This is a genomic window from Sporolactobacillus sp. PKPK-6 (genome assembly GCF_056678885.1).
In genome coordinates this window covers 939,347-956,060 of the sequence record NZ_JBWXPA010000001.1, presented here as the reverse complement: position 1 = coordinate 956,060, position 16,714 = coordinate 939,347, and the positions used below count along the sequence as shown (strand labels likewise).

16 protein-coding genes are annotated in these 16,714 nt (G+C 43.7%); 8 read left to right on the top strand and 8 right to left on the bottom strand.

The annotated features are described in order from the left end of the window. Positions 1-18: 18 nt before the first annotated feature. The gene (locus AC1MBV_RS04605) at positions 19-1,251 is read right to left on the bottom strand and encodes an aminopeptidase (RefSeq protein WP_255747520.1); all 1,233 of its coding nucleotides are present in this window, start codon (positions 1,249-1,251) and stop codon (positions 19-21) included. Between the two features lie 204 nt (positions 1,252-1,455). Between AC1MBV_RS04605 and AC1MBV_RS04600 the strand changes: the two genes are divergently transcribed. After that, positions 1,456-1,554, top strand: a complete 99-nt coding sequence (locus tag AC1MBV_RS04600; RefSeq protein WP_255747519.1) for a YjcZ family sporulation protein — start codon at positions 1,456-1,458, stop codon at positions 1,552-1,554. A 54-nt stretch (positions 1,555-1,608) separates the two neighbouring features. On the opposite strand, the gene AC1MBV_RS04595 is transcribed toward AC1MBV_RS04600, so the two are convergent. Together AC1MBV_RS04595 and rsgA are read right to left on the bottom strand one after the other, a co-directional pair. Next, positions 1,609-2,142 (bottom strand): GNAT family N-acetyltransferase, encoded by a 534-nt coding sequence (locus AC1MBV_RS04595; RefSeq protein ID WP_480947633.1) that lies wholly within the window; start codon positions 2,140-2,142, stop codon positions 1,609-1,611. A gap of 119 nt (positions 2,143-2,261) precedes the next feature. Beyond that, on the bottom strand, positions 2,262-3,317 hold the full coding sequence (gene rsgA, locus AC1MBV_RS04590; RefSeq protein WP_480947632.1) for a ribosome small subunit-dependent GTPase A: 1,056 nt from the start codon (positions 3,315-3,317) through the stop codon (positions 2,262-2,264). A 352-nt stretch (positions 3,318-3,669) separates the two neighbouring features. Between rsgA and AC1MBV_RS04585 the strand changes: the two genes are divergently transcribed. From AC1MBV_RS04585 to AC1MBV_RS04570, 4 genes are all read left to right on the top strand, one after another. After that, positions 3,670-4,701: a YkvI family membrane protein gene (locus AC1MBV_RS04585; RefSeq protein ID WP_480947631.1), complete on the top strand. Its 1,032-nt coding sequence runs from the start codon at positions 3,670-3,672 to the stop codon at positions 4,699-4,701. 216 nt (positions 4,702-4,917) lie between these two features. After that, positions 4,918-6,198, top strand: coding sequence for an Nramp family divalent metal transporter (locus tag AC1MBV_RS04580; protein WP_255747695.1), 1,281 nt, complete (start codon positions 4,918-4,920; stop codon positions 6,196-6,198). A gap of 229 nt (positions 6,199-6,427) precedes the next feature. Then, complete coding sequence (lacD, locus tag AC1MBV_RS04575) at positions 6,428-7,435, top strand: tagatose-bisphosphate aldolase (RefSeq protein ID WP_255747515.1); 1,008 nt, start codon at positions 6,428-6,430, stop codon at positions 7,433-7,435. Positions 7,436-8,089: 654 nt separating this feature from the next. Beyond that, positions 8,090-9,001 carry an LCP family glycopolymer transferase gene (locus AC1MBV_RS04570; protein WP_255747514.1) on the top strand — a complete coding sequence of 304 codons (912 nt, stop codon included), beginning with the start codon at positions 8,090-8,092 and terminating at the stop codon, positions 8,999-9,001. An 87-nt stretch (positions 9,002-9,088) separates the two neighbouring features. On the opposite strand, the gene AC1MBV_RS04565 is transcribed toward AC1MBV_RS04570, so the two are convergent. Beyond that, on the bottom strand, positions 9,089-10,816 hold the full coding sequence (locus AC1MBV_RS04565) for an HD-GYP domain-containing protein (RefSeq protein WP_480947630.1): 1,728 nt from the start codon (positions 10,814-10,816) through the stop codon (positions 9,089-9,091). A 412-nt stretch (positions 10,817-11,228) separates the two neighbouring features. On the opposite strand from AC1MBV_RS04565, the gene AC1MBV_RS04560 reads away from it, so the two are divergent. The 3 genes from AC1MBV_RS04560 (at position 11,229) to AC1MBV_RS04550 (ending at position 13,733) form a co-directional block, all read left to right on the top strand. Further along, complete coding sequence (locus tag AC1MBV_RS04560) at positions 11,229-12,062, top strand: flagellar motor protein (protein WP_255747512.1); 834 nt, start codon at positions 11,229-11,231, stop codon at positions 12,060-12,062. Beyond that, positions 12,059-12,841, top strand: coding sequence for a flagellar motor protein MotB (locus AC1MBV_RS04555; protein WP_255747511.1), 783 nt, complete (start codon positions 12,059-12,061; stop codon positions 12,839-12,841). The genes AC1MBV_RS04560 and AC1MBV_RS04555 overlap by 4 nt, the downstream gene beginning before the upstream one ends. Positions 12,842-12,962: 121 nt before the next feature. Then, a complete protein-coding gene (locus AC1MBV_RS04550; protein ID WP_480947629.1) occupies positions 12,963-13,733 on the top strand; it encodes a hypothetical protein in 771 nt (256 codons plus the stop codon). 104 nt (positions 13,734-13,837) lie between these two features. Here AC1MBV_RS04550 and AC1MBV_RS04545 read toward each other — a convergent pair whose 3' ends face one another. The 4 genes from AC1MBV_RS04545 to AC1MBV_RS04530 form a co-directional block, all read right to left on the bottom strand. Beyond that, the gene (locus tag AC1MBV_RS04545; RefSeq protein WP_480948256.1) at positions 13,838-14,227 is read right to left on the bottom strand and encodes a glycerate kinase; all 390 of its coding nucleotides are present in this window, start codon (positions 14,225-14,227) and stop codon (positions 13,838-13,840) included. Beyond that, on the bottom strand, positions 14,200-14,799 hold the full coding sequence (locus AC1MBV_RS04540; RefSeq protein WP_480947628.1) for a glycerate kinase: 600 nt from the start codon (positions 14,797-14,799) through the stop codon (positions 14,200-14,202). Before AC1MBV_RS04540 ends, AC1MBV_RS04545 begins: the two co-directional genes overlap by 28 nt. Then, positions 14,787-14,990, bottom strand: coding sequence for a glycerate kinase (locus AC1MBV_RS04535; protein WP_480947627.1), 204 nt, complete (start codon positions 14,988-14,990; stop codon positions 14,787-14,789). The genes AC1MBV_RS04540 and AC1MBV_RS04535 overlap by 13 nt, the downstream gene beginning before the upstream one ends. Before the next feature lie 158 nt (positions 14,991-15,148). Beyond that, positions 15,149-16,411, bottom strand: coding sequence for an aminopeptidase P family protein (locus AC1MBV_RS04530; protein WP_480947626.1), 1,263 nt, complete (start codon positions 16,409-16,411; stop codon positions 15,149-15,151). Positions 16,412-16,714: the final 303 nt, after the last annotated feature.

Here is a 16,714-nt window from a genome sequence, read left to right as displayed (position 1 = left end):
TGCTTTTTATACTGATTTTCAGATTGCCCAATTACCGTTACGGAAAATCGGAGTCCTTTCACCATCTGCTGTTTCACCGTCAATATCCAGTTCACCGGATCCGACCATGAAATCAACATGGGTAAGGCTTTGATTCATCCCTGCCGCCGCGAGTGCCTCTTCAGACATTTTGCGTCCGCCGCGATAGTTAAATGGAAAACCGTGCCCGATTGCTAAATGGCAGGAAGCATTTTCATCATACAAGGTGTTGTAGAAGATAAGATTGGTTTCTGAAATAGGCGAATGGTGCGGAACGAGAGAAACCTCACCAAGATAGTGCGAGCCTTCATCCGTCTCAATGATTTGTTTCAGCGTTTCTAATCCTTGCTCTGCTTTATAATCCACAATTCTACCGTTTTTAAATGTAACAGAGAAGTTGTTAATCAGATTTCCGCCATAATTCAACGGCTTTGTGCTGGAGACGGTACCGTTAACTCCGGTTTTGAGCGGCATTGTAAAGACCTCTTCAGTTGGCATATTCGGCTGAAAAGGAATACCTTGATCATTGGACATTCCGCCGCCAATCCAAAGATGTTCTGCCGGAAGCTCAATGGTTAGGTTGGTGCCTGGTCCTGCATAGTGCAGTGTCTTAAATCGTTTTTCGTTGAAATAGTTCAGCTTGTCCGTTAGTGATTGGATATGCTGTTTCCACGCGGCTTCGGGATCTTCCTTGTCTGCTCGCGTGATTTTGAAAATTTGCTGCCAAAGCGCATCGATTCGTTCAGATTCTTCCATGCCGGGAAACACTTTGGCTGACCAAGCTGCGGTCGGTACCGAGACAATGGTCCAGCTTACCTTGGCACTGCTTTTATCATTTGAAAATTGTTTATTTGCGGCCGCAGCTGCTTTCTGTGCTGTAGCAACGCGCAGCGGATCTATTCCTGCGAGTAATTCCGGATTCGGCGAATAGATATAGAGAAAAGCCGCATTTTGATTCGAGAGTTCCTGAAATGAGCGTGCACGCCATTCGGGAAACTGGCTGAGTGATTTCTCAGACGCAAGATCGAGTCTCAATCGAGTTAATTCTTCATCAGTCCAGTCGACAAAGACATGACGAGCACCTACTTCATAAGCTTTTCGCACAATTTTCCGTACAAATTCCGGCGATTCAATGGGTGCGAAGATCATGACATCTTGATCTTTTTGCACATTAAGACCGATTGTAACGGTGATATCGGCATAGTGTTCCAACAATGTTTCAAAATTTTCCATGTAGCAAGCCTCCTGTAAGATCCATTCATAACGATGGCAAAATAGCGAAAAGCACGGCAGTAATTACTGTCATTTTATCACAGTCATTTTCGTTCGGCATGCGGATCTGAAACAAAGCAAAAAGCAGATGTAACAAAACGGGCGAAACGATTTGGGGCATTCGCATAAGATAGTAGAGAAAATCAAGTGGAGGTGATGAGGATCATGGGTGCTTCAGAAGGATTCGGACAGAACTCAGGCTTCGCGTTGGTGGTTGTTTTGTTTATTCTCTTAATCATTATTGGCGCGTCGTGGGCTTATTAAAACAAAAAATCGGGCCGGCTGTGTCCCCGGACCGATCTTTTGTACATATAATCTTCAGTTTTCCACTCCATAGACAGATTGGAAAATTTCTTTTTTTCGCTCCTTAAAGACATGCTCGGTCAGGGGATTCGGATACTGCATCATGAGCAAGTCAATGTGATCGCCGGTCTGACCTAAATCAGGCTGAACATAACCGAACGAACTGAGCGAGAAACCCAACTGCTCATAGAAGTGAATACGGCGAACAGCAAGATCGGTCGTTGGTGATTCGACCTCAATTAAAACCGTTTTTTTGGCTTGCTCGAGATAATTGCTGAGCAGTGTCGATCCGATCCCGCGTCCGCGCAGATTTGGATCCACGGCGAAATGCTCCAGAAAGAGAAAATCACTGAACGACCATTCGGCGATAAATCCGTCAATTTTTTTCCCAGATAAATCATAGCGTGTTAAAACGGTAAAATTCGCTTGGTTTAATAGCTGGCGCTCTTTACTGCGCGGGCGAAATTCTGCTACTGGGAATGAACATTTCATTAAACGATAAAACAGATCAAAATCTATAGTCTTCAGCGGTGTTAATTTTTGATCCATTTAATGACCTCCATATAAATGATGCTGCTTGTCTTAAACGATCAGTGTTTTCTATTCTAGCATAAAAGTCAAAGGCACTCGGGAACGAATGCCTTTGACTTTTATTTTGTTCGTACGTTTCAGCGATGGCGTCTCATGGACATATGAATCTGTTTCCAGCGTGCTTTTTCTTTAAGCCGCTCTTGGACATCGGACTTGCGCCGAATAAAAGCAAGCTCGCGCTGCAGCTTGAGATAGCTTTGATAACGATTTTCGCTCAAACTGCCATCCTGCAGAGCGCGTTGCACCGCGCACCCTGGCTCTTTTTGATGGGTGCAATCTCTAAAACGGCATTCAGAGGCGAAAGTTTCAATATCTGAGAAGCTTTGTTCCAGCGAATCATCAGAAGCCGTCCAAAGCTGCAGTTCGCGCATGCCCGGCGTGTCAATAATGACCCCGCCGCCGGGAAGAACAATCAGTTCACGTGTTGTTGTGGTGTGTCTGCCCCGGTCATCATCTTCGCGGACTGAATGCACAACCTGAATGTCTTTGCCGCAAAGCCAGTTTGTTAATGTTGATTTTCCGGCACCGGATGACCCGAGAAAAACGGCTGTTTTTCCCTGACCCAGATAGTCAGTGATTTGCTGCTTGCCGGCATCTCTCAGTACGCTGACCGTAATGAGGGGAACGCCGAATGCAATTTCTTCTACCGCGGCGATCTTCGTTTCCAAATCAGTACACAGATCTGCCTTGCTCAGCAGGATGACAGGATTCGCACCGCTTTCCCAGGCCATGGTCAAATAGCGTTCCAATCTGCGGATATTAAAGTCATGATTCAGCGCCATGACAAGGAAGACGGTATCAATATTGGCAGCGACAATTTGTTCCACAGTAGTTACGCCTGCTGCTTTTCGTGAAAATTTACTGTATCTGGGAAGAATGCGATCTATGGTTGCCTTGCACTCTGACGGACGTTCACGGATAACCACCCAGTCGCCGACTGCAGGAAAGTCTTCACGTTCTTCTGCCTGATGACGCAGTTTTCCGGTAACCTCAGCTAAATAGTCGCCTTGCTCTGTTACGAGTTTATACTGTCCTTTATATTCGGATGTCACTCGGCCAATCGACTGGCCATTTTCTAGATTCAATTGTGTTGCGTCTAAATGTTGATTCCAGCCATACATTTTTAAGTTCATATAAATCCTCCGGTTGTCTTAAAATTAGGTATTAAAAAAAGACCGTTCACACGGTCTTTTCGTAAAAATGGAGCTGCCCTGTGAAAGGCCGCCGATCCCTAATCGTCAGTTCAACGTTCAGATTATGCTGAAAATAGGGGACCGGTGGCACGCGACAATGAGATTGTATGCGGCAGTACGTATGCGATTCGCCATAAAACATGTCCCCTTTCTCAATCATATCGTTTACTTTCAGAGTATAACGTGTCTCATAGCCTTTGTAAAGGCTTATGGAGAGTGGTATGGATGGGACAAGCAGCGCATAGGATGAATAAGAAAACCGAGTATGACGGAATCAGAAAGGGACGATCAGATGAAGAACAAGGTGGTTGGCATTATGCAGGTTGCAGCGACGTTCATCGGTACTGTGGTCGGCGCCGGTTTTGCCTCTGGTCGTGAGATCATTCAATTTTTTACCCAGTATCATTCATTCGGTACGATCGGTGCAATCCTAAGCGGCGCGTTCATGACTTGGATTGGGACGAAAATGATGGTGTACGCGAAACGGATTGACGCCTACTCGTTTAATGAGCTTCTTGCCGCTTTATTTGGCGAACGAATCGGGAATGTCATTCAGGCGCTTTTATTCTTTATTATATTGGGCATGACAGGAGTGATGCTGGCAGGAGCCGGAGCAGTCTTTGGCGAGCAGCTGGGATGGAGCCGGCAATTCGGCATTGTGCTCGCTCTTTTGATTGGCATTCTTTTTCTGGTTAGAGGCGTTCGAGGTTTGCTGTTTGTCAACATGCTGGTCGTACCTCTATTGGTCAGCTTTGTGCTGATTACTTTTTGGACAAACAAAGCTGGTGCTCAATTTTTTCCTGAATCCGGCCATATTCACTGGCTGTTTTCTGCATTTAATTACTCCGCATTTAATCTCTCTACAGCGCTTGTTGTGCTTGTACCTATGGCTAAGGAGTTTAAAGATGAACAGGTGATTCGTCTTGGCGGCATTCTCGGGGGATGCGGGCTTGCGATGATTTTGCTTATGTCCCATCTCATGATGCTCGGAAAGTCTGATATCAGTTTGTTTGAATTGCCGATGGCAGAGATGGTGCGTCCGCTCGGAACAGTGATGCATGCTGCATTTATCTGCGTTATTTTTGGAGAAATACTGACCACTTTTGTCGGCAATATTTTCGGTCTGACACGCCAGCTGCACAGTGTATTTCCAACGTTGTTCACAATTCGCTTTGCCATGCTAAGTCTGATCATCTGTACCTTTTTTATTGGACAATTCGGCTACGCATCGTTAATCTCCACGCTTTATCCTCTCTATGGCGCGCTGTGCGCCGTGGTTTTTATCTATATGTGCTTCGTGCGCCTTCCTGAAAAAAAACGCTGATTTTGTAAAATTTATGTTCTTTTATTGAAATAAATTTTTTACATAAGACATTTTTGAGTAAAAACTAGTTGCATTATGTAAAAGAATAAAGTAGGTTATTTATAGGCACATAAGTTTCTCTGGAGAAACTTATGTTCGCAGAGCGAAAAAAGGAGGAGTGTCATGTCCGATCAAGAACAGCAGAAGACCGGACTGAACCAATTCGAACAAAAGACTATGAACAAAAGACAATCTTCCGATGCGGTCAATTCTGAACCGCACCCGCAATCATTTGAACAAGCTGTTGGCGGGGCGAAGGGATGGAGACAAATGCTTCCATTCATTGGCCCTGCTTTCATCGCGGCAGTCGCCTATATTGATCCAGGCAATTATGCAACAAATATTCAGGCAGGCTCGCAATTTGGCTATTTGCTGCTCTGGGTGGTTGTTATCTCCAACTTAATGGCAATTCTTATCCAAATGTTATCTGCCAAAATTGGAATCGCAACCTCACACAATCTTCCGGAAATTATCCGTGACCGCTGGCCGAGAAAAGTTTCGATCTTTTATTGGCTTCAGGGTGAAATTATGATCATGGCAACAGATCTCGCCGAATTTATCGGTGCGGCACTTGGCTTTCATCTTGTTTTTGGTCTTCCGATGATCCCATCTGCGATCTTGACTGCGATTTGTGCACTGTTGATTCTCATGTTTCAAATCAGAGGATTCAGACCGCTTGAAATGGTTATCGCCTTGATGGTTTTTATTGTTGTCATTGCATTCAGCTTTGAAATACTTTTTGCTTTACCGGAGTTTAAACCATTTGTTCAAGGCTTCGTTCCTCAATTTCAAGGAACCGAGAGCGTGCTGCTTGCGGCAGGAATTCTCGGGGCTACGGTTATGCCGCATGCGATTTATATGCATTCGGGGTTGACCTGTCGGCGTGTTATTGGTCGGAACTCGGAAGAACGTAAGAAAATTTTTCGCTTTGAATTGATTGATATTTTAATTGCGATGATTATCGCAGGTGTAATTAACGCTATTATGCTCACCGTTGCAGGATCTACTTTCTACGGTAAGGAAGTCATCAATGATTTAACCGTTGCTTTTCAAGGGTTCAGCACGTATCTTGCACCGATTGCCGGTATTCTGTTCGGTGTCGGTTTGCTCTCTGCAGGCTTGTCAAGTTCATCCGTCGGTACACTTGCGGGCGACATTATGATGCAAGGTTTTATTCATAAACGTATTCCGGTCCTTCTGCGTCGTGTCTGCTCAATGCTGCCGCCGCTCATATTGATCATCTCGGGGGCTAACGCAACAAAAGCGCTTGTCATGAGTCAGGTTGTCTTGTCCTTTGGCATCGCACTGGCGATCATCCCGCTTATTGTGTTTACCAGCAATAAAAAGCTTATGGGCAAGCTCGTGAACCATAAGCTGACAACCTTCACTGCTTGGTGTATTGCGGCTGTCGTGATTTGTCTGAATGTCTTTCTGCTCTACCAAACATTCTTTGGATAGGATTTATTCAATGCTTTTGCACTGTGAGAAAACAGGTGTAAAGCAGTAAAAAAATTGTTCACAGGATTATTGAATTTGTGAAATTGACTTTATGACAGAAAATGACGTAAAATGAAGATTGTGAGATAAAAGCGATAGGCCACCTGAGAAGGTGCGACGGTTGTTTGTCGTTTGTTTATAATGTATCGGACATGTTAGTTGTCCAATAAATTCTTGGAGGTTATCGGTAATGGTTAAAATTTCCAAAGGCAAGTTTGAATTTCTCGAACAATTGTCTGACAAAAACGGTGTAATTGCAGCATTGGCAATTGACCAACGTGGTTCTTTGAAAAGAATGATCGGCGCAGCACAAGGCAAAGACGCTACGGTTGAAGAATTGGCGGATTTCAAAACGCTTGTATCTAAAGAATTGACTCCATATGCAAGTGCTATTCTGCTTGACCCAGAATATGGCATTCCTGCAGGTAAAGCGCGCGCAGCATCTTGTGGCCTTCTGACTTCTTATGAAAAAACAGGTTATGACGCTACTGAAGCTGGTCGTATTCCTGATCTTCTTCCTAACTGGTCTGTAAAACGCATCAAAGAAAACGGCGGTACTGCTGTTAAACTGCTCGTTTACTTTGACCCTGATGAACCAGATGAAATCAACGATGTTAAAAAAGCATTCGTAGAACGTATCGGTTCCGAATGTAAAGCTGAAGACATTCCGCTGTTCTTTGAAATCGTAACTTACGATGAAAAAATTACGGACAAAGAAGAATATGCTAAAGTTAAACCTCAAAAGGTTCTTGATTCGATCAAGGTCTTTACACAAGAACGTTATGGTATCGACGTTCTGAAATTGGAAGTTCCTGTTGACATGAGCCGTGTAGAAGGCGTTGGCGAAAACGCTCCTGTTTACACTGCTGAAGAAGCTAAGAACTACTTCCTCGAAGTTGACAAACTGACAACGATCCCTTACATCTGGCTGAGTGCAGGCGTTTCAACTGAACTCTTCCAGAAAACACTCGTGTTCGCTCACGATGCAGGTGCAAAATACAATGGTGTACTTTGTGGCCGTGCTACATGGCGTGACGGCGTTGAAGCTTACGGCAAGGGTGGAGAAGAAGGCGCTATTAAATGGCTTCGTTCTCAAGGTAAGGCAAACGTTGAAGAACTCAACGCAATCCTTGCTGAAAATGCAACTCCTTGGTATGAAAAATTCGGCGGCAAAGACAAGATCGAAGTCGTTGACTAATTTATTGCTCAATTAAAGAAAGCGCGGCGGAATTATTCCGTTGCGCTTTTTTTATAAGTAAAGTATATGATTTTTGAAAAAGCAAAAGGTTGTGAACCAAACGCGCAGGTGTGAGACGCTTGCGGGTGCGGCTCTGTTGATCGCACGAGACCCCGCAGATTCCTGCCTGTCTGAGGAGGTTCGCGACGATTCAGCACCGAAAAAGACACAAAACCATCACACATGGATGGAGATTAAGGACCAGGCAGCGCCCAGTAGTTTTTCTTGGTATCAAAATAGAGTCAGCAAAAGATAGAATTAGGGCAATATAAGTTGAGACTGATTTACTGGGTTTCAATGCAAATGAAACCTAGATGATGCAGTGGAAACAACGATCGTATGCTTTGTGATTAAAAAGACTCTGGGAGTTTCTATGATTACAAAGAAAATCACTGTTGACCCCTCATTTTTAAAATAAGCAACGAAAGATATCTTTCAGTAAGAATTGGGTGGACTAGGAAATTGTTCACATCAACGAAAGGGCATGTTATGATTTCTCTATAAGTTCAGTGATGCAAGCATCCCGACTAAGAAAAAAAGATAACCTGTTCGAGGTGGCCAGTCCAAGCTGTGCTCAATAACTAAGATGAATCTACAAGGAAAAGGGAAGAGATCATGAAAAAGAAAATTTTACTGACGATCGGCAGCATTATTGTTGTGCTTTTTGCTGCAGGGGCAGGTTATGTTTGGTGGATGTATCACTCGGTTGCGTCAACAGCTGGCGATATGTATGAGACAGCTGGCGGCAAGGGCAACCACGATGCGATCACTCAGAAAAAACCGATAAGTCTGCTTCTATTAGGCGTCGATGAACGTAAGGGAGACCGCGGGCGTTCGGACACTATTATCGCAACAACGTTAAATCCGACAACAAAAACGATGCAGATGATTTCTATTCCGCGTGATACACGAACCGAAATTGTCGGTCGCGGCACAATTGATAAAATTAACGCTGCGTACGCGTACGGTGATACAAAGATGGCGGAAGATACGGTTCAAAAGTTTATAGGCGATATTCCATTCGATTTCTACATAAAGATCAATATGGAAGGCATGAGCGACCTTGTTGATGCGGTCGGCGGGGTTACCGTAAATAATAAATTGGATTGGCATGATGAGGGCTACTATAAAAAGGGTTATCACTACGCGCGCGGCAACATTACTCTGGACACAGGGGCAAAAGCGATGGGCTATGTACGGATGCGCCATCTGGATCCACAAGGAGATTTCGGACGGAATCAGAGACAACGTGATGTGATCATGGCGATTGTCAATAAAATGGCTAATGTGTCATCGGTATCTCGCTACTCACAGATTCTCGATGCGCTTGGTAGCAATGTGAAGACGAACTTGACCTTTAGTGATATGAAGAATCTCGCGTTTAATTATCGTGATGCGCGCAAGCATTCGATTGATTATGAAGTAAAAGGCCAAGGACAGAAAATTAACGGAATCTATTATCTTGTTGTTGGTTCTGCTGAAAAGCAACGCGTTCATGATATGATTAATGATCAACTGAATAACTGAAATTCAAAGTGAAACAATAGTGAAAACGGGAAGCCTTGAGCAATGCTAATGCTACGCTCTGACTTCCCGTTTTTTTATGTAGAAGAATCATGCTCCCATCTTCTTAGCAAATAAGCGCTTCATATTGGCGATTAGTTCACTCAGGTTTGTGCTGAACAGTAATTTATTTCTTTTGGATTCTTTTGCGAGTTCTTCTTGGTTTCCAAGGACAAAGATCGTTAACTTGGGAAACTCATTTCTCAAATGCTTTAGTAAACTAAAGAGGTTGGTCGCGTGCTTATTTGTACATAAGATGGCAAGATAATGTGCCTGTTTTCTTTGAATTTGATCTTGTATTATGCCTATTTCATTAATTTCAGGAAGGAAATCGGTTTTCCAACCGCTGATTGTGAAAAGATCATCCATCAATTTTGCTCGTGTCAAGCCGCTAAAGGATTCCAAATTTGCGATGACAATCTCGCCCATATCGGTGTTCGGAAGCTGGTGCGTTATTTTCAACATTTTCCAGCTGAGCAATCTTAAGATCGTGAAAGCAGCGACCATATAATCTGCTTGCAAAAAGCGATTCAGTAAAAATCCTTTTTGCACTTCATCCAATGAACGCTCAAAAAGCTTCACAAATACATCCTCAATACGCATTCCGTCAGACAGTGCATCGAGGCAATCAACTGCCCTGACACTGTCGCCCTCAATTAAATACTTAACGTAATCGTTCCATGTCTGCCTTGCCTGCAACACCATCTCACTGCTATCCCAGCTGGTGATCGTTTCGACAGTAAGAGACAGGTCGCTTGGGAGTTGGATGACCTTGCCGCTGTTTTCAAGCTTAACATGCGGTAAGATGTCAGAACCTGATGAATTAGCAAGAATAAAGCCCTTCTCACCGCTTGTCAATAAAACATGGGTCGCAGGAGGGAAAATGTGTATGAAATTAATAAATAAATAACAAATTTTTAAATCAAACAAATCATTGTTATAGCTGTCATTTAGGATGATCTGCATTGCTTTTGTTGTGTGCATCGGTTTTCTATAGGATCGGCTCAACGTCAATGCTGAATATACGTCAACAATCATCATCAATTTAAGATCACGGTCAGATGGTTTCACATGCAGGTGATCCGGATAACCGCTGCCGTTTAACCGTTCATGATGAGAACGTGCAACTCGGCACGTTTCTTCAGGAAAATTCATTCGATCGAGTAATTCACAGCCATCCACGGTATGCTGCGTTATTTTTTCATACTCACGTTGAGTAAGTTTTCCGGTTTTCAATAAGATTTCAATTGGCGTATAGAGTTTGCCAATATCATGCAACAGGGAACCGAGAAGAAATTCCTGACTTACCCGCCAATGAACATGCTTAAAGTAGAGGCTTGTTAATACAAAGACGTCAAGTGAATGGATATAGCAAATCGGATCCCACTGTTTCAGACAGTCCAGTAGAAAACGAACAGTCGGATTTGAGTAGAATTTCAGATAAAGTGATTGGAGCCATAGGTATGAAGTTTCCGAATGCAAAATTCTTCCGTAACGTAATTCATCAGCAATTTGAGCCATTTCATTTTGAAACCGTTCAGTAAGCTCTTTCCGTTCATGAGCAGTCATTCGCGACTTTGGTGTAAATGTATTTCGAAACGGTGCGATCGAAGGGCCATCGAAAATGGCTACGGCACTCACTTTTTTTCTTTTAAGATAATTAATAAGCTCAGAAGTGATCAACATTCCCGTTCTAAAGAGAACAGAGGAATTTATGTAAATATCCTTGGCGAGAATGCTTCCGTCCTTCAAGTTCTCAAGCTTTACGACTTTTGGCATAAGTGCCGTTCACTCCCGTTCAATAGCTCCTAGGAAAAATCAGGATACGTTCCGCGGTAGACAGACTAACGCGATAGTCATTACAAGAGGCGGTACCTAATGTAAGAATTAAAGAGACTGACTATATTAGTGTTTTTTTCGACAATAAGTTACAAATAATATTTTAACAAGTGATGTCAAAAAACGGAAGTGAAAATTATTTGATACTCATATACGATTGAACTTTTCAATAGTAAGATAGGAGTCTGACAATGCATTCACTTGTAATCTGTTGGATTAGGTAATAATGCCTATTAGCATGGAGTCGTTCATAGGTTTGCCGCACCGAATTTAAGAAACTACTTTAATTCAGCGCGAAAATAGCCGATAAAGAATGAGAATGGTATTAGAGCAGCGGAAAGGGTTGACTTACATGGATGTGGCAACAGTCATCGGCTTGCTGGTCGGATTGCTATCTTTACTTGTTGGATTTTTACTTGAAGGCGGAGAGTTAGTTGCGTTATTAAAAGTCACCGCTTTTCTGATTGTAGTCGGAGGCACAATCGGAGCGGTGGTTGTTAGCTTTCCGGGAAAGATTTTGGCAAAAACGCCGTTTATTTTAAAATATGCATTTACAAAACCTAAAGAACGCCAGGATGATACGATCATTGAACTGATTAATCTTGCCAATATATCCAGACGTGAAGGTTTACTTGCTTTGGAAGGTGAGCAGCAGAAGTTTGAAACAGATGCGTTTATGTCGAATGGTATTCAGATGGTCGTCGACGGTGTAGACTCCGATGTTATTGACGACATATTGAATCGGGACATTGAACTTTATGAACAAAAAATACTCTCCATTGCCCGCATATTCGAATCTGCCGGCGGTTATGCGCCGACAATGGGCATCATTGGAACTGTTATGGGGCTTGTACACGTTCTCGGAAGCTTGGAAGATGCCTCCGCACTTGGCCCGGCAATTGCTGTCGCATTTATTGCAACACTTTATGGCGTGGGCAGTGCGAACGTGATTTATTTGCCTATTTACACGAAGATCAAAAATAATTTAGCCAGTGACATTTTAATCCGCCAATTGAAGACTGAAGGAATATTGTCTATTCAGTATGGAGAAAGCACGATGATTTTGAAGAAAAAACTTTATGCTTTCCTAACAGAAGAAGAATCCCGAAAGGTTGAACAGAAACTGACGAGCGGATCTGGCAGCACAACCGCAGATCGGGAATTCCAAGAAGCGGGTCAGCCATGAGCAAGCCAAGAAAAAAGCGGTATACTCGGCCGGAAGAATCAAGTCATAATTCGGAGCGTTGGCTGATCACTTACTCGGATTTGATCACTTTGTTATTAGTCTTTTTCATTGTCATGTTTTCGATGAGCAGTATTGAAAACCAGAAATTTAATGCGCTTGTCTCATCTCTGAAATCATCATTTCAAGGGGATTCAATTCTTCAGGGCATCGGCTATCCGAGTGCGGATAAAGGCCAAACAAAGCCGAGTGTGCCGCTGGTCAAAAAGTCACAGTCCATTAGCGATTCGGAAAAACAAAAGGACAAAAAAAAGCTGGATGCGTTGTACGTTCAATTGGATCAGTACATCAAGAACAATCACTTAAGCCCGGACGTGTCGCTTACGGAAACGCAGCGAGGTGTGCAGCTCACTTTTCGTGAAAAGATTCTGTTTGATCTTGGAAAAGCTAACTTGAAGAAAGATGCTAAATCAGTATTGGCACGGATTGGCAACATTCTTAATAGTGTACCGAACGAGGTCAGTATCGAAGGGCATACGGATAATACTCCTTTTCGGGATCAAGGCAGGCCCATTCGTTCGAATTGGGAATTATCCGGTCTGCGGGCGCAGACAGTCATGAATTATCTGATCAATAAAGACGGACTCGCACCGCAGCGCATGCATTTTGTCGGATATGGTGAATACCGACCGATCGTAAAGAATGATACGGCGGCGCACAAGGCGATGAATCGACGTGTGAACATTGTTATCGTCCGGGAAGAGCAGCAAGATTCCGATTAAAAGTATTGAAAAACATTGATTTATCTGGTAAATGATTGCAACATGGTCTGCCAACCGATATATTATATGCATGGGGAATTTTTCAATATACATAATGGTATCGAGTTGAGGGTGGGCGGAAGTGAAAAAAATTTGGCTGATTTTGGTTTGTGTGCTGTGCCTCGTGAGTGTGGTGGGAGGTAAATGGTATTGGAACCATAAATTGGATCGAATAACATTGCAGGCTAAAAACGATACAGCTAGTATCGAGGGACTGAGTGCTGATCAATCGGAAACATTGATCGAGAAGAACATTGCAAAATTACCAAAAGAGCTGCGGAATGCTGCCGAGAATGCTTATAAGAAAAACGGACAAGTTCGGATTGTGATGATCGGCAGCAGCAATGAACAAGCTCTGGCACTATTGCTGCAAAAGCAGCTCGATGATACGTTTGGAGAAGGCTTTTTCCGAGTAACCGTTCAGGATCTGGGAAAGTCGAACTCGCTTGTGCTGAATCAAGCGAAGCTTGGGGATTTGATGAAAAATGTGAATGGAAGCCCGGACCTTGTGATATATACTCCGCTTATCTATAATGACGATCGTCAAGTAAGTACAGATGATACGGAGACAGTGGCCACTCTGCTGGCTGAAAAAGTAAAAAATAAGTATCCCAAAGCTGCATTTTTGGTCAATCCGCCAAACTATTCATCAAAGCAGCCTTATATGAATGATCGAATCGACCAGATGAAAACATATATTCAGAAACAGAAGATAGCGGTGCTTAACTATTTATCTGAATGGCCGAAAGGATCAAAACGTGCGAATGCTGTTGGCGATGACGGACACACGATGAATGTAACCGGACGAGAAATATGGATTGACTATATAACGAAACAATGGCAGCTAAAATAATGAAATCAAATAAATCACCAGTGAATGGCTTTCACTGGTGATTTTTCGTTTCATTAATAATGTTGACTTGTAATAAGAGAGGCACAACGTAGATCGGCCGTTTATTAACGATTACTTTTTTTAGCCACTTGCCAAACGCGAGCAACATTAGAAATCGTACGGACTAGATTGATGCGTGCGTCTTTTAATGCCTGATCAAGGGAAACGGTACCGGGAACAATCGTGAACAGTGCATCAATACCATGTGCGTAGACAGATTCGCAGCTTTCTGACAGGGATCCGGCAAGCGCAACGACAGGGATCCGATGCTTTTTCGCACATTTTGCGACTCCAATTGGTGTTTTCCCATAAATCGTTTGTACATCAATTTTACCTTCGCCGGTGATCACGAGATCAGCCCCAAGGAGGCTTTCTTCAAGCCCCGACTCCTTGATCACTAACTCAATCCCGGGGCGAATGGCACTGTTTAAGAAAAAGAGAGCTCCGGCCCCCAGACCGCCTGCCGCACCACTTCCGGGGACGATCTAAATCTCTTGTTTATCGTCGCGTCGTACAATCTTAGCGAACCTTCCAAGTGCCTGATCCAACTGAGCAATCTTGTTGGAGTCTGCACCTTTTTTGGTCCGAAAATTGCGGAAGCGCTTGTAACTCCTGTTAGTGGATTAGTGACATCGGTTGCGGCTTCAATCTGTACTTCTTTAATCCTCGGATCTAGTCCGGATAAATCAATTGAATCCAGATTAATTAATGCCGCTCCGCCGACGGGGAGTTCGTGTCCATCCACGTCGAAAAGGCTGGCGCCAAGTGCCTGCGCCATGCCGCAGCCTCCGTCGTTCGTTGCACTTCCGCCTAATCCGAGAATAATGTGACGCGCGCCTTGTTCTAAAGCAGAACGGATCAACTCGCCGACCCCGTATGTTGTCGCAACGAGCGGATCGCGTTCCTCTTGTTTTATATGTTCGATGCCCGATGCCGCAGCCATCTCAATTACTGCTGTACGGTCACCATTAATTAATCCATAAAATGCGGTCAACGGCTTGCCCAGAGGACCGGTTACCTTTCGCAAATGATTCGTCCGTTCCGCGCATCGACAAGGGAGCGGACCGTTCCTTCAACGCCGTCAGCCATCGGAACGAGAATGTAGTCAGCTTCCGGCCACACTTTTTTGAGGCCTTCTCGTATGGATTGTGCAACCTCAAGTGCGGATAAACTTTCTTTAAATGAGTCCGGTGCGATGACTATCTTTTTCTGTTTCATCTCGATCCTTCCTTTGTCTACCTTTTTTCTTCATTGTAGCAGATTTAGTGATTACCATAGCTTAGAACACTATTTCCGGGGAAATGACAAAATAAGACATCTATTCCATGAAAAAGAGATTCCGCAAAATCATCGGAATCTCCTAATTTCTTTAAAGATTATTTTAGATTACTATTATTCTCTGCCATAAACGCTTCAATTTCATCGGTCGTGCGCGGAAGGCCGGTGGTAAGCACTTCAGAACCATCCTCTGTAATCAGCAAATCATCTTCAATGCGGATGCCAATGCTTTCTTCGGGAATATAGAGTCCGGGTTCATTGGTGATGATTTCACCCGGAACCAGCTCCATTTCGCGATAAGGACCGACGTCATGCGTGTCTAGTCCAAGTGAATGGCTGACTCCGTGGAAGTAATACTTGCGCAATTCCTCAGGTGTTTTAATCAATCCGATTTTCATGAGTTCCTCAGTGTAAAACTCGATTGTAAATCGGTTCAAGTCCATGAAGGCAACGCCTGGCTTTGCCATTTTCGTTATTTCTTGGTTACAACGTAAGACAATGTCATAGATTATTTTTTGGCGAGGCGTAAACCGTCCGTTTACAGGGAAAGTATAGCTGATGTCGCCATTATAATAGTTGTACTGAGCGCCAAGATCGAGTAGCACAAGATTTCCATCAGCGGCAGTGCCCGTGTTTGCCGAATAGTGAAGAACGGTACCGTTAAACCCACTGGCGAGAATGGTTGGAAAAGCAAATTCGGTGCAGCCGCTGCTCTTTAATACGAAATTAAAATAAGCCTCCAGCTCAAATTCTTTCATGCCGGGTTTGGCATTCGCAAGCACATTTTTGATTCCGTCTGCAGTAATTTTACCTGCTTTTTTCGTTAGTTCAATTTCCTCAGACGTTTTAACAATGCGGAATTTGCAGATGACCGGATATAGGTTGTGAATAGTCAGGTATGGATAGGTGACAGCGGATTCAGCAGCAAATTTGTTTGACGGCTTTGCTGGAAATTCCCATGATTTTGTCTCAAGATCCGCGTACAAATGGTTGCACACACGACTGTCCATAAATGACCGGATGTACGTGTCAAATTTGTCTAGAAGTTCAATGTTCTGAACACCGGAGGCTTCTTGTGCTTCATTAGGCGTAATGGTTTCGCCAACCCATCTGGCCATCCACGGATCAGCACGCTCAATAAATAGTGTCTCTTCAATTTCACCGCCGAATTTTGCTGCAACGAATATTACTTTTGGCTCGGCGATGCCGGTCATATAGTAAAAATTGCGGTTGGGATAGAAAGGATAGCTCTCATCTGCAGACTGATGTGCCGCTTCACCGGCAAAAAGAACAGTCAGCGATTGATCTTCCAAGGTTTCATAAAGCTTCCTACGGTTCCGAATAAAAAAGCTCTTCTCCATGTGGATCCTTCTTTCATTAAAAGTTTTTCCATTATTATTCTATCATTATTAGCTAGTCTTCACCGAACCTTAGTCGAAGGCGAAGACTTAGTTGCAACGGCCATCGACGGCCTAGTGTCCGGTGAGCCGCAGGACGCACTTTCGCAGGATGCGATGGCTTTCGCGTTGTGTACAAGGACGTACCTTAGTTAGCGAAAGTTCCCTTATTGCCGGACCGCTTATTCTAACTTCCGCTAATCTTTTACGATTTTATACTTTCTTTTTGTAGAACGCCAAGATGTCGTCCGCATGATTTCTTGGTTA

What these genes read in the sequence shown, in the direction of transcription:
- AC1MBV_RS04605 (WP_255747520.1), bottom strand. Translation starts at nt 1,251, where the DNA reads ATGGAAAATTTTGAAACATTGTTGGAACACTATGCCGATATCACCGTT.
- AC1MBV_RS04600 (WP_255747519.1), top strand. Translation starts at nt 1,456, where the DNA reads ATGGGTGCTTCAGAAGGATTCGGACAGAACTCAGGCTTCGCGTTGGTG.
- AC1MBV_RS04595 (WP_480947633.1), bottom strand. Translation starts at nt 2,142, where the DNA reads ATGGATCAAAAATTAACACCGCTGAAGACTATAGATTTTGATCTGTTT.
- rsgA (WP_480947632.1), bottom strand. Translation starts at nt 3,317, where the DNA reads ATGAACTTAAAAATGTATGGCTGGAATCAACATTTAGACGCAACACAA.
- AC1MBV_RS04585 (WP_480947631.1), top strand. Translation starts at nt 3,670, where the DNA reads ATGAAGAACAAGGTGGTTGGCATTATGCAGGTTGCAGCGACGTTCATC.
- AC1MBV_RS04580 (WP_255747695.1), top strand. Translation starts at nt 4,918, where the DNA reads ATGAACAAAAGACAATCTTCCGATGCGGTCAATTCTGAACCGCACCCG.
- lacD (WP_255747515.1), top strand. Translation starts at nt 6,428, where the DNA reads ATGGTTAAAATTTCCAAAGGCAAGTTTGAATTTCTCGAACAATTGTCT.
- AC1MBV_RS04570 (WP_255747514.1), top strand. Translation starts at nt 8,090, where the DNA reads ATGAAAAAGAAAATTTTACTGACGATCGGCAGCATTATTGTTGTGCTT.
- AC1MBV_RS04565 (WP_480947630.1), bottom strand. Translation starts at nt 10,816, where the DNA reads ATGCCAAAAGTCGTAAAGCTTGAGAACTTGAAGGACGGAAGCATTCTC.
- AC1MBV_RS04560 (WP_255747512.1), top strand. Translation starts at nt 11,229, where the DNA reads ATGGATGTGGCAACAGTCATCGGCTTGCTGGTCGGATTGCTATCTTTA.
- AC1MBV_RS04555 (WP_255747511.1), top strand. Translation starts at nt 12,059, where the DNA reads ATGAGCAAGCCAAGAAAAAAGCGGTATACTCGGCCGGAAGAATCAAGT.
- AC1MBV_RS04535 (WP_480947627.1), bottom strand. Translation starts at nt 14,990, where the DNA reads ATGAAACAGAAAAAGATAGTCATCGCACCGGACTCATTTAAAGAAAGT.
- AC1MBV_RS04530 (WP_480947626.1), bottom strand. Translation starts at nt 16,411, where the DNA reads ATGGAGAAGAGCTTTTTTATTCGGAACCGTAGGAAGCTTTATGAAACC.